At 65.5% G+C, this 11,662-nt stretch carries 10 protein-coding genes and 1 tRNA gene; 4 read left to right on the top strand and 7 right to left on the bottom strand.

Annotation, left to right across the window (positions count from 1 at the left end; all coding sequences use genetic code 11):
* The first annotated feature begins 10 nt into the window (after positions 1–10).
* Entirely contained in the window at positions 11–748 is a 738-nt protein-coding gene (locus GOACH_RS13810; protein WP_005175647.1) for an IclR family transcriptional regulator, read from the top strand.
* Between the two features lie 4 nt (positions 749–752).
* Here the strand turns inward: GOACH_RS13810 and arsC are convergent, their stop codons facing one another.
* Genes arsC through glmU form a run of 4 tightly spaced genes read right to left on the bottom strand, consistent with a single transcriptional unit; the run spans position 753 to position 4,852 of the window.
* Entirely contained in the window at positions 753–1,127 is a 375-nt protein-coding gene (gene arsC / locus GOACH_RS13805; protein WP_005175645.1) for an arsenate reductase (glutaredoxin), read from the bottom strand.
* A 10-nt stretch (positions 1,128–1,137) separates the two neighbouring features.
* Positions 1,138–2,334 (bottom strand): MFS transporter, encoded by a 1,197-nt coding sequence (locus tag GOACH_RS13800; protein WP_005175644.1) that lies wholly within the window; start codon positions 2,332–2,334, stop codon positions 1,138–1,140.
* 7 nt (positions 2,335–2,341) lie between these two features.
* Positions 2,342–3,319 (bottom strand): ribose-phosphate diphosphokinase, encoded by a 978-nt coding sequence (locus tag GOACH_RS13795; RefSeq protein WP_005175641.1) that lies wholly within the window; start codon positions 3,317–3,319, stop codon positions 2,342–2,344.
* A gap of 57 nt (positions 3,320–3,376) precedes the next feature.
* Complete coding sequence (gene glmU / locus GOACH_RS13790; protein ID WP_005175639.1) at positions 3,377–4,852, bottom strand: bifunctional UDP-N-acetylglucosamine diphosphorylase/glucosamine-1-phosphate N-acetyltransferase GlmU; 1,476 nt, start codon at positions 4,850–4,852, stop codon at positions 3,377–3,379.
* A 197-nt stretch (positions 4,853–5,049) separates the two neighbouring features.
* Between glmU and fabG the strand changes: the two genes are divergently transcribed.
* From fabG to GOACH_RS13775, 3 genes are all read left to right on the top strand, one after another.
* Positions 5,050–5,805: a 3-oxoacyl-ACP reductase FabG gene (gene fabG / locus GOACH_RS13785; RefSeq protein WP_005175638.1), complete on the top strand. Its 756-nt coding sequence runs from the start codon at positions 5,050–5,052 to the stop codon at positions 5,803–5,805.
* Positions 5,806–5,999: 194 nt separating this feature from the next.
* Positions 6,000–6,071 (top strand) — tRNA-Gln (locus GOACH_RS13780).
* 549 nt (positions 6,072–6,620) lie between these two features.
* Positions 6,621–7,397: a TspO-related membrane protein gene (locus GOACH_RS13775; RefSeq protein WP_040518707.1), complete on the top strand. Its 777-nt coding sequence runs from the start codon at positions 6,621–6,623 to the stop codon at positions 7,395–7,397.
* Position 7,398: 1 nt separating this feature from the next.
* Here GOACH_RS13775 and GOACH_RS13770 read toward each other — a convergent pair whose 3' ends face one another.
* The 3 genes from GOACH_RS13770 to GOACH_RS13760 are packed head-to-tail and all read right to left on the bottom strand — an operon-like array spanning position 7,399 to position 11,550.
* On the bottom strand, positions 7,399–8,877 hold the full coding sequence (locus tag GOACH_RS13770) for an amidase (protein WP_005175636.1): 1,479 nt from the start codon (positions 8,875–8,877) through the stop codon (positions 7,399–7,401).
* Complete coding sequence (locus tag GOACH_RS13765; RefSeq protein ID WP_005175635.1) at positions 8,874–10,163, bottom strand: M20 family metallo-hydrolase; 1,290 nt, start codon at positions 10,161–10,163, stop codon at positions 8,874–8,876. The genes GOACH_RS13770 and GOACH_RS13765 overlap by 4 nt, the downstream gene beginning before the upstream one ends.
* 52 nt (positions 10,164–10,215) lie before the next feature.
* Positions 10,216–11,550, bottom strand: coding sequence for an MFS transporter (locus tag GOACH_RS13760; RefSeq protein ID WP_169330870.1), 1,335 nt, complete (start codon positions 11,548–11,550; stop codon positions 10,216–10,218).
* Positions 11,551–11,662 lie beyond the last annotated feature (112 nt).

The following is an 11,662-nucleotide window of genomic DNA, read 5'->3' as shown; positions in this document are numbered from 1 at the left end:
AGGGGGCGAGATGGCGATAGGTCGTGCGCCGAAGTCGGATTCGGTGGTGCGCGCGCTGCAGATCATCGAGACCGTCGCAGACCTCGGGATCGGTACGACGGCCCGCGACATCGCCGAGCGTCTCGACCTCCCGTCCGCCAGCACCTACCGCCTGCTCAACAGTCTCGTCGCCGACGAATTCCTGGTGCGGACAGCCGATTTGCGCGGTTTCGCGATCGGCGCCCGTCTCGCTTCCTTCGTCGACGGGGTCGCCACGCCACCGGTCCCTGCTCGCGCGGCCGAGCGCCTCGACGACTTCCGGGGCTCGGTACGCTTCGCCGTTCATCTGCTCTACTTCAGGCCCGCCTCGGTGCGTGTCCTCGACGCCGACCCCGACCATCCGCTCGACGGTGTCGGCGAACTCATGCGATATCTCCACGCGTCGGCAGCGGGCAAGCTGCTGTTGGCGTCGTTGTCGCAGTGGCGTGACGTGCTGGAGCTGCCGCTCGTCCCTGTCACGCCCGCAACGATCATCGATCCTGCCCGACTCGAAGAGCAGATCGTCGAGATACGACGCACCGACGTCGCGGTCGACGACGGTGAACTGGTGGTGCACCACGCCCATCTCGCCGTGCCGATCTACGACGTCAACGGTGCGGTTCGCGGTGCGGTGATGATCGGCGGGGTGTCGAGCAGGCTGGAGGCGATCTGCTCACTCACCGACGCCGCGCGCGGGCTGGCGAATACCGTCGGACCGCTGCTGTTCTGAGCGATCAGAGGATCTCGTCGAGTTTGTCGAGCGGTCGTGCGAGACGGGTTCCCTTGTCGGTCACCACGAACGGGCGCTCCACGAGGATCGGGTGCGCGACCATCTCGTCGAGCAGCTTCTCGTCCGACGCGGCATCGAGCTCGAGTTCTTTGTAGAGCGCTTCGCGCTTGCGGGCGGCCTGACGGACGGTGAGTCCTGCGTCGGCGAACATCGTCTCCAATTGTGCACGGGTGTACGGCTCGTCGAGGTACTTCACGATCGTCGGCTCGATGCCCTCGTCGCGCAGTCGTTGCAGGGCTTTGCGCGAAGTCGAGCACTTCGGGTTGTGGTAGATCGTCGCGGTCTCGGTGCCGTCAGTCGCGTCGCGCCCAGTGTTCATGGCCGCAACCTTACCCAGGCACCGCGGCCGGATCGTCGGGCCGCACGCGCGTGGGGAGGGTGAGCGCGACGGCAAGCGCGACCGTCGCGCACACGGCTCCGACGATGACGGGTGCGAGCGCTCCGCCGCGCTCGATCGCGAGGGCTCCGAGCAGAGCTCCGACACCAATGGAGAGGTTGAATGTCGTGGAGTACAGCGTCGTCGCCGATTCCCTGTAGGCGGGCGCGACGCGGAACACCGTCGTCTGCAAGCCGATCGGTGCTGCAGCGTATCCGGCCGCCCACACGAGGAGGCCGACCAACGCGGCAGGCAGCCACAGACTGGCGACGGGGGTGAGGATGAGTGCGCCCGCGAGAACCGCGATGATCGTCGCCAGCGACCACCGCACCGACGGCGTGCGGTTGAGGAAGGCACCGGCCGCGAAGTTGCCGGTCACCCCGGCCACACCCATCACGAGCAGGACGACGCCGACCAGCTCGGCGTCGATGCCGAGGATCTCCACGATGAACGGGGTGACGTAGGTGTAGGCGGCGTAGGCGCCGGTGATGACCAGTGCGGTGACGATGAGTGTGGTGCGTAGATCGCGCATGCGCAGTAACCCGGGCAGGCCACGCAGACCGATGGTGTTGCTGTCACCGGGCACCGATCTCAGCAGTAGAGCCAGCGCCGTGAGGGTCACCGCGCTCAGCCCGGCGAGTGTCCAGTAGGCGGCGCGCCAGCCGAAGGCCTGGCCGATGACGGTGCCGACCGGCATGCCCAGCACCGACGCCAGCGAGACCCCGGAGAACGCGATGGTGGTGGCACGCACGGCAGCGTTCGGCGGCACCAGGCGTACCGCGGTTGCCGCGACGATCGCCCACATCAGTCCCAATGCCATGCCGATCGCCATCCGGACGACGACGAGCATCACGTAGTTGACCGCGAGTGCGGTGAGCGTGTTCCCGACGACGAAGGCAGCCATCACCGCGAGCAGGATCGGCCGACGGTCGAGCAGTCGCGTCGCGGTGGACAGCGTCGGTGCGCTCAGCGCCGCGACGAAGGCGAAGAAGGTGACGGTCAGTCCGATGGTGCCCTCCGACACGGCGAGGTCGTCGGCCATCGGCCGCAGCAACCCGATCGGCATGATCTCGGTGGTGGTGATGGTGAACACACCGAGCCCAAGCGACACCACCGCCGCCCAATCGCGTCGGGCGGCGGTGGTTGTCATGGGAGTGTCAGGCGTTGCCGTCGAAAAGGCTTGTCACCGAGCCGTGTTCGAAGACCTCGCGGATGGTCTGGGCCAGCAGCGGGGCGATCGAGATCACGGTCAGTTTCTCGAAACGCTTCTCTTGCGGAATCGGCAGGGTGTCGGTGACGATCACCTCGTCGGCCTCGGAGTTGGCGAGGCGCTCGGCGGCGGGATCGGAGAAGACGGCGTGCGTGGTGGCGATGATGACGTCGCCCGCGCCCGCTTCCTTCAGCTTCGACACAGCACCGACGATGGTGCCGCCGGTGTCGATCATGTCGTCGATGACCACACAGGTACGTCCCTCGACCTCACCGACGACGCGGTGCGCGACGATCTGGTTGGCGACCATCGGGTCACGCGTCTTGTGGATGAACGCGACCGGCGCGCCGCCGAGAGCGTCCGACCACTTCTCCGCCACGCGCACACGACCCGAATCCGGCGACACGACGACGAGGTTGTCGATGCCGTACTTGCCGCGCACGTAGTCCGACAGCTGGCCCTGGGCGTGCATGTGGTCGACGGGGCCGTCGAAGAAGCCCTGGATCTGGTCGGTGTGCAGGTCGACGGAGATGATGCGGTCGGCGCCCGCGGTCTTCATCAGGTCGGCGATCAGGCGGGCCGAGATCGGCTCACGGCCGCGGGCCTTCTTGTCCTGGCGTGCGTACGGGTAGAACGGCAGGATCACGCTGATGCGCTTGGCTGAACCGCGCTTGAGGGCGTCGATCATGATCAGCGCCTCCATGACCCACTCGTTGAGCGGGGCGGGGCAGCTCTGGATCACGAAGGCGTCCGAACCGCGGACCGACTCCTCGTAGCGGACGAAGATCTCGCCGTTGGCGAAGTTCCGCGCGGTCTGCGGGGTCAGCGTGATGCCGAGTTCGTCGGCGACAGCCTGTGCCAGATCGGGGTGGGCGCGCCCCGAGAACAGCATCAGGTTCTTCTGGTTGTCCGTGGTCCAGGTCATGGAAACTCTTCTACTCGATCGTCGGCCGGTGGGTGGCTCCGCCGGTGGGTGGCGTGGCTAGGAGCCGGGCTGTTCGGGCCGGGTATCGGTCGCGCCCGCCTCGATCGCGGCGCGCGCGGCTGCCGTGTCGGGGCGTTTGCGGGGTACCCAACCGTCGATGTTGCGTTGTGGACCCGACGAGACCGCGAGGGCGCCGGGCGGGACATCGTCCCGAATGACCGTACCTGCCCCGGTATAGGCGCCGTCACCGACCTGCACCGGAGCGACGAACATGTTGTCCGAGCCCGTCCGACAATGCGACCCGATCACCGTCTGGTGCTTGTTGACGCCGTCGTAGTTGACGAAGACGCTCGACGCCCCGATGTTGGACTCCTCGCCGATCGTCGCGTCGCCGACATAGGTGAGGTGCGGGACTTTGCTACCTGCGCCGATGCTGGCCTTCTTGGTCTCGACGAAGGTGCCGATCTTGCCTCGCGCACCCAAGTCGGTGCCCGGGCGCAGGTAGGCGAACGGGCCGACGGAAGCGTCGTCGCCGACGACCGCCTCGGAGCCGTGGGTACGGATCACCGACGCCCCGCGCCCGACCACCACGTCGGTGAGGGTGGTGTCGGGGCCGACGACGGCGTCCTCGGCGATGCGGGTGCGACCGTGCAGCTGGGTACCGGGTTCGATCCGGACGTCGGACTCGATCTCCACGTCGACGTCGATCCACGTGCTTGCCGGATCGACCACGGTGACGCCCGCGAGCTGGTGACGTCGGACGATCGTCGCGTTGAGCGCGGAGCCGAGTGCGGACAGTTGTGCACGGTCGTTGCAGCCCGCGACGACGAGCGGGTCATCGACGATGTGTGCGCGGACGGTCTTGCCCCCCGTACGTGCGATCTCGATGACGTCGGTCAGGTAGAACTCCCCCTGCGCGTTGTCGGTGGAAAGCTGTTGCAGCGCAGTGCGCAGCGCGTCGGCGTCAAAGGCGTAGATGCCCGCGTTGACCTCGGTGATCGCGCGCTGCGCGTCGGTCGCGTCCTTCTCCTCGACGATGGCCTGCACCGATCCGTCGTTGGTGCGGATGATGCGCCCGTAACCGGTCGGCTCGTCGGCGATGAACCCGGTCAGCGTGACTGCTGCGCCCTCGCCTGCTGTGTGTGTGGCGACGAGATCCTCGATCGTCCGGCCGTCGAGGAGTGGGATGTCGGCGGCGGTGACGATCACGGTGCCGACGAAGTCGTCGGGGAGTGCGGTCAGACCTGCACGCGCTGCATCGCCTGTCCCGGCGGGCGAATCCTGCACGGCCACAACGACGTCGGTGCCGAGCTCGTCGGCGATCTCGTTGACGGCCGCAGTGACGCGTTCGCGCTCGTGGCCCACGACGGCGACGAGACGATCAGGGGATGCGGCTGCCGCACCGTGCAGCACATGGCCGACGAGTGAGCGTCCGCCGATGGCGTGCAGGATCTTCGGGGTCTTGGACTTCATCCGAGTGCCCGCGCCTGCGGCGAGGACGATCACGGCTGTCGCTGCTGACTTCTCTGTCATATCCACCTCTTCCGAGGGTCGGGATCATGCGGCCGCATCCGCCTCAGACCACCGTCTCGACGCGCGACGGCCCGATACTACTGAGTAGCCCGCGCGTCGCTGACTTCGGTGCAGGTGGTGGAGGTGCCGCGTGTGTCGACTGATAGAACCGAAGGGACGCACGTCACAGTAGGCGCACACGTAATGAAGGAGTTCGGATGAGCGCGCAGAAGACAGCAATCGTGACCGGTTCGGGACGCGGCATCGGCGCGGCGGTGGCCAAGCGCCTCGCCGACGACGGTCTGGCCGTCGCCGTTCTCGACATCACCGAGGAGGCCGCCACCGAGACCGCGAAGGCCATCAACGATGCGGGCGGCAAGGCGATCGCCGTCGGGGCCGACGTGTCCGACGAGGCGTCGGTCACCGCTGCCGTCGAGAAGGTGGCCGCCGAACTCGGCGCGCCGACCGTGCTGGTGAACAACGCGGGCATCCTGCGCGACAACCTGCTCTTCAAGATGAGCGTCGACGACTGGAACGCCGTCATGGGCGTGCACCTGCGCGGCGCCTTCCTGATGAGCCGCGCCTGCCAGAAGTACATGGTCGACGCCGGGTGGGGTCGCATCGTCAACCTGTCGTCGACGTCGGCTCTGGGCAACCGCGGTCAGGCCAACTACTCGGCCGCCAAGGCAGGCATGCAGGGCTTCACCAAGACGCTCGCCATCGAGCTGGGCAAGTTCGGCGTGACCGCCAACGCCATCGCCCCCGGTTTCATCGAGACCGACATGACAGCAGCCACCGCCGCCCGCGTCGGCATGGACTTCGAGGAGTTCAAGAAGCTCAACGCCTCGGCGATCCCTGTCGCCCGCACCGGCAAGCCCGAGGACATCGCGCACACCGCGTCGTTCTTCGTCTCCGAGGGCGCGGGCTTCGTCTCCGGCCAGGTCATCTACGTCGCCGGCGGCCCGAAGGACTGAGGGTCGGTCGGGCGCGGGCCGGTCTCGTCCCGCAAACGCGGGCCGTTCTGGAGAACGCGGCTGGTGTACCAGCCGCGTCTGCCAATTCGGCCCGCGTCTTTCGTCGGGTCCGCGTGACTTCGCTGGTTGAGATCGCCGCGGCCACCCGTGGCACAATCGTCAGCCGTGCCTGTGGCACACTTCTAGGCGAGTAATCCCCCATGGTGTAATCGGCAACACTTCTGATTTTGGTTCAGGCATTCCAGGTTCGAGTCCTGGTGGGGGAGCAACGATGACCGTCCCAACGGGAACGATTGCACGTCGTCTGATCGCCGTCGCTGCTCACTCCGCTCGAACCACCTCGTTCAGTCGACGCCGTGGCGATTTCGAGGCATCGCGTGCGGGATATCCGAGGCGAAACGAGACGAGGTGCCCGCCGCGACGATCCCACGCACCCCCTTTCTCTGACTTTCCAGGACGACCACAGCTCGTACGGCGAACCCTCGTCCGCGTCGAAGACGCCGTTGCCTAGAGCGCGGACCGTGACCACCGCACCACTTACAGCGACGATGCCCAGCGCGCCGATTCATATTCCCTTGAGCACCGTTCGTCTATTCGGTTGCCAGGAAGCGTCTTTCGACGATGCGGTTGCGGCGTGAGTGACTTCCTCCGTTGACGGGAGTGCGAGGTTCTTCGCCCCTGATTGTCGCTGGGCTCGTGGTCGTGGTGCTCATTAGTTGCGGTTGCGATATGTCACGCAGGGCGAGACGAATCGCAACCGGAACGCGGCTCAATGACGCGGTTGGGGAGCTTCTTTGATCCGTAAACTCGGACATATGACTCCCGACGTCCGACAGTCCTCCCACATCTCGACACCCGCCGCATGGGCTGTCCTGATTCTGTCCATCACGCAAGCACTCGCGGTGTTCGTCCCGCTCGCACTCTTCGACGGCCAGCCCAACGACGACGGCGTCGACTTGTTCATCAGTCCCGCCGGCTACGCGTTCGCGATCTGGAGCGTCATCTATGTGCTGGCGATCATCACCGGTGTCGTCTTCGTTCGCGAACGGCAGTTCGGGCAACGCCTCGCCGTCGACCTCGCCATCGCATGCGGTGCAGCCACGCTCTGGCTGATCGTGTCGGCGGCGTCGATCGACTGGCTGCCGTCGATCCTGCTCACAGTCATGGCGATCGTGCTTCTCGACGCCGCGCGTATCGCGGCAATGCCGGTCGACGAATCCTCGTCGACCACAACGCTTGTACGCATCACGATCGGCATCTATGCGGGGTGGGCGACGGCCGCGGTGTTCGTCAACTGGGCGTCCGACATCGCGCGCAGCGGTATCGCCGACGAGTCGTCGGTCGGGTGGCAACTCGTCGTGCTGATCCTTGCCGCGCTCGTCGGGATCGCGGTCACCTATCTGTACGGCGCCGCGCTGCCCGCACTCCCGATCACCCTGGCGTGGGCCTTGGTCGCCATCGTGGTGAACGCGTGGTCGTCGTCGACTCCGGTCGTGGTGATCGGCGTGGTCGGTATCGTCGCGCTCGTACTCGCGTACGTGGCGTCGAGGCGCGCGTCGCACGCGGCAGGACGCACAGTCGCGATTAGCTGAATCACGACGAGTGTGAACGCCACCGAGGCTGAGGCAACTCCTGTTCCAGTGCAGCGCCCAGCCGAAACGGAGTCAGTTCATCGAAGGGATGGCTGACCAGTTGCACGCCGATCGGCACCCCGTCGCTTGCGACACCTGCAGGGACGGCGAGGACAGGACATCGGTTGGCGACGTTGAACGGGCTCGTCAAGTGTGCCTCCCAATAGTGTTCGAGATGCACCGTTTCAGGACAGCTTGCGACGTCGATGCCATCCAGATAGTCACCGTCTGCGGCCAGTGACGTCACGGCCGAGACTGGGCACAGGAGTGCGTCGACATCGGACATTGCTGCGGCCAGCTCACTCTGCACACGGGCGTCGGCGACGATGGAATCCAAGTGGGAAAACCTATGGGCGGCGCTCTCGGCGTCGCGCATGAACTGTTCCGTGTAGGCGGCGACGGGCGGTCCGCCGGCTGTCTCGGCTCGCATTGCCGGCCCGAGTAGATGTCCGAAGTGGGCGAAGATGGCGTCGCGGATCTGTGTGGTGGTCCATGACAGAGTCACTTCGACGACCTCGGCTCCGCGCTGTGCAAGCGCGTCGGCGGCCCTCGTGGTCGCCGCGGCGATGTCGGGGTGAACAACGAAGTCGCCCAGTGAGATGCTGATGCCGACTCGGATTCCGGCGAGTGAGTCCGGAGCATGAGCCAGCCTGCGACCGAGATTGCCGGGGCCGCCCCAGCTGGAGTGATCACTGGGATGGCGGCCAGACATCACATCGGCCAGCAGTGCGGCGTCGGCAACCGTGCGAGCCATCGGGCCGTCACCACGGTAAGTGTCGGCGCACAGCGGCGGAGCCCCGGGGACGCGCCCGTACGGAGCCTTGTAACCAACGGTGCCGGTGAACCCTGCGGGAATTCTTGTCGATCCCGCTATATCGCTCGCGGTGCCCAGCGTGGCCATCCCCGCAGCGAGTGCCGCTCCCGCCCCGCCCGATGACCCGCCAGGAGATGCCGCGAGATTGAACGGGTTGCGCGTGATCCCCCACATCGGCGAATGAGTGACCGTCGCGCAACTGAATTCGGGCGATGTGGTGCGTGCGTGAATGATCGCTCCGGCCGCCTTAACGCGCGTGACGATTGGATGATCGTGATCGGCGATACGGCCACGGTGCGCGGCGAGACCCTGCTCGAGGGTGCGTCCCTGCAACGCGTGCTTCTCTTTGGTGGCGAGTGGGATTGCGAACAGTGGCGGAAGCGGATCATCGTGGTGCCGCGCATTCGCCAGCCATTCGGTGGCGGCGGCCGCTGCGGTTCGTGCTTCGTCGTCGAGAACCTCGGTGAACGCGTTGATCCCGGTTTCCCTGTCACCGTTGGCATCACGGATGCGTTGCAGTGTCGACTCGATCACCTCGATCGGTGTGAACTCACCGTCGAGATACCCGGCACGCAGTTCTGTTGCCGACTTATCACATAGCTGCGACGCGGCAATCGTCGTGCTCATGACCGTGCCTGGCCGGTGTCCGACATTCCAGCCTCGACACCGTCGAGTTCGCCCTCGCACAACCGTCGTACGACGCCCGTGAGAGCGTTGACTCCCGCCACCATGTCTGCATCCATGGTGAGTTCGCGTTCGCAGTGTGAGACGCCGTCGACGGATGGCACGAACATCATGACTGTGGGCACGATCCGATTCATCGCCACCGAGTCGTGGCCTGCCATCGTGCGTAGGCGTCGGACACCGAGGCCGGCGTCTGCGCCCACCTTCTCCGCGAGCTGGAGCCCCGCTTCCGGGTAGTACTGGATCTCTCTGATGTCGACGTCTGTCACCTCGATGCGAACGTTGTAGCGCTTCGCCACCGACTCGATGTTCCGGAGAAGGCTTTCCCGTGCGGCAAGCACGTCAGATTTGCGCTCCGCACGAAGATCGGCAACGAGCCTGACCAGTCGCGGCACGACGATGGGCGAGTTAGGTTCCAGCGTCAATTGCCCCACCGACGACACCAACGACTCCGGCTCCGCCACGCCCGTCACGTTGTGTACCAGCAGCACGACTTCACTGGCGGCGACGAGCGCGTCCCGGCGATCCGCCATGGCTGTTGCGCCGGTGTGTGATTGCTCGCCGATCACCGTAATGTCGAGTTTCTGTGTGTGCCAACTGAAATCGACCGCTCCGATCGATATCTGCTCGCGTTCGAGGATGCGACCTTGCTCGATGTGTATCTCCGCATAGGCGACGATATCCGGGCGCGGATCGTTGCCGATCGCGCCGATTTTGCTCATCGCCTCCTGGACGGTGACTCCTGCGAGGTCGGTCACTGAGAGCATCTGCTCCTGGTCCATCAATCCGGCGAACACCGAACTGCCCATGATCGACGGCGCGAATCGACCGCCCTCCTCGTTGAACCAGTCCACCACCGCGACGTTGTATTTCGGAACCGTTGCCCCGGCAACGACCTCATCGTGAAGTCGTTGCGCCGCATGCAGTGCCGCGATGACGCCATACGCGCCGTCGAATCGACCGCCGAGAGGCTGCGAATCCAGGTGCGATCCGACCAGGACGTACGGAGCGTCGGGTACCAATTCGACGAGGGCAAAGAGATTTCCGATGCCGTCGCGCCGCACCTGCCAGCCGCGACGTTCCGCGAAGTCGGTGAACCACGCGCGAACTCGTTGGTCTTCGGCCGTACCCGCCTGACGATCGACTCCGCCCCCCGGGGTCGCGCCGATAGTTGCGACGTGGTGGAAATCGTCGAGGAACGTTTCGGGACTGGAATTGTCGGAAGTCATAGCGCTTTCCTGTCGAGAAGTGTGCGGAAGGATGGTTGCCGAAGGGCATGGGTCACAGGGTGGCGTGACGGGTTTCCGGAACTCGCGTCACGAACATCACGAGCAGCACCACGAGAGCGGCGCCCGCCATGTAGTAGCCGGGCGAAGCGTTGACCCCGGTCGTGCCGACGAGCCACGTGCCGACGAATGGTGCTGTGCCGCCGAACAATGCGTATCCCGTGTTGTAGCTGATCGCCGCGCTCGTGAAGCGTGTCCGGGTCTTGAAGACCTCTACGAAGAAGGTGTAGCAGCCACCGCCATAGAGCGTGATCGGGACCACGAACAGCATTTGTCCGGCGATTGCCAGTGCTAGCGAGCCGCTGGTCACGAGCGAGAAGCAGGGGACCGCGAGAACGGCTATCGCGATGGTGCCCGCGATGAGCATAGGGCGGCGCCCGACTCGGTCGCCGATCATGCCCATGACCGGGAGCAGCAGGGTGTAGAGCAGCATCGCAGCTCCGTTGGCGATCAACGACTGCTGTGACGTCAGTCCGCCGGTTGTCTTGACATAGGTCACGAAGAAGCCGGTGAGGAAATAGAAGCCCATCGCGGTCAGGCCCATCACGAAGATGACCTGCACCATGCGCCGTACATTGCCTGGCTCACGGAAGGCGTCGCGGACGGGCGTCGATTCGTGATGCTCGACGGTGTCGAGGACCTCCTTGAACGCAGGCGATTCCTCGGTTCGCAGGCGAATCCACAATCCGAAAATGGCGAGGGGAGCGGCGAGGATGAAGGGGATACGCCATCCCCACGATTCGAAGGCGTCGGTTCCCATGATCTCCGTGAGCACGAGTATCAGTCCGCCGCCGACTACGGAGGGAAGGGCGGTCGCCGCGATGGTGGTGTTGAGCCACCGGCCACGACGGTCGACGGGCGCGTGTTCGTAGGTAAATGTCGGGGCCCCTACGGATTCACCTCCTGCGGAGAACCCCTGCAGTAGACGGCACAACACCAGCAGGATCGGGGCGGCGACACCGATGGTGTCGTAGGTAGGGAGGCAACCGATCAGCGCGGTCGCCCCGCCGATTGTCAGGAGTGTCACAAACAAGACGTTGCGGCGTCCGACGCGGTCGCCGAGTGCGCCGAAGAACAGGCCGCCGAGCGGCCGGATCACGAACGCGGCCGCGAACGTCGCGAATGTTGCGAGGAGTCCGGTCAGGTCGCTCGACGAGGGAAAGAAGTGATGCGCCAACACGACTGCGGACAGGCCGTAGAGCGCGAAGTCGTAGAACTCGATGAACTGACCGATTGCGCCGCCCGCGAGCACGCGCCGCTGCATAGGGCTGACCGAATGTGCGGCGTTGTTCGTCGCTACGTCGCTGGTGGGGGACTGGGTGGAAGTCATATCGGTCACGCTAGAGACGCACCATTGCCGAATGTTGGCACGAATGTTGCAGCGCGCGCACAGGATGTGTTTCAGCTGTGCGGCTGAGTACCTCGCCTCGGCGGGTAGGTAA

Source organism: Gordonia aichiensis NBRC 108223, from assembly GCF_000332975.1.
GTDB classification, from domain to species: domain Bacteria; phylum Actinomycetota; class Actinomycetes; order Mycobacteriales; family Mycobacteriaceae; genus Gordonia; species Gordonia aichiensis.
Note: the sequence above shows the minus strand (reverse complement) of the source record. Positions and strands in the feature narration are given on the sequence as shown.

Bases quoted from the DNA above. Each gene is read 5' to 3' on its own strand.
- GOACH_RS13810 (WP_005175647.1), top strand. From the start codon at position 11: ATGGCGATAGGTCGTGCGCCGAAGTCGGATTCGGTGGTGCGCGCGCTG.
- arsC (WP_005175645.1), bottom strand. From the start codon at position 1,127: ATGAACACTGGGCGCGACGCGACTGACGGCACCGAGACCGCGACGATC.
- GOACH_RS13800 (WP_005175644.1), bottom strand. From the start codon at position 2,334: ATGACAACCACCGCCGCCCGACGCGATTGGGCGGCGGTGGTGTCGCTT.
- GOACH_RS13795 (WP_005175641.1), bottom strand. From the start codon at position 3,319: ATGACCTGGACCACGGACAACCAGAAGAACCTGATGCTGTTCTCGGGG.
- glmU (WP_005175639.1), bottom strand. From the start codon at position 4,852: ATGACAGAGAAGTCAGCAGCGACAGCCGTGATCGTCCTCGCCGCAGGC.
- fabG (WP_005175638.1), top strand. From the start codon at position 5,050: ATGAGCGCGCAGAAGACAGCAATCGTGACCGGTTCGGGACGCGGCATC.
- GOACH_RS13775 (WP_040518707.1), top strand. From the start codon at position 6,621: ATGACTCCCGACGTCCGACAGTCCTCCCACATCTCGACACCCGCCGCA.
- GOACH_RS13770 (WP_005175636.1), bottom strand. From the start codon at position 8,877: ATGAGCACGACGATTGCCGCGTCGCAGCTATGTGATAAGTCGGCAACA.
- GOACH_RS13765 (WP_005175635.1), bottom strand. From the start codon at position 10,163: ATGACTTCCGACAATTCCAGTCCCGAAACGTTCCTCGACGATTTCCAC.
- GOACH_RS13760 (WP_169330870.1), bottom strand. From the start codon at position 11,550: ATGACTTCCACCCAGTCCCCCACCAGCGACGTAGCGACGAACAACGCC.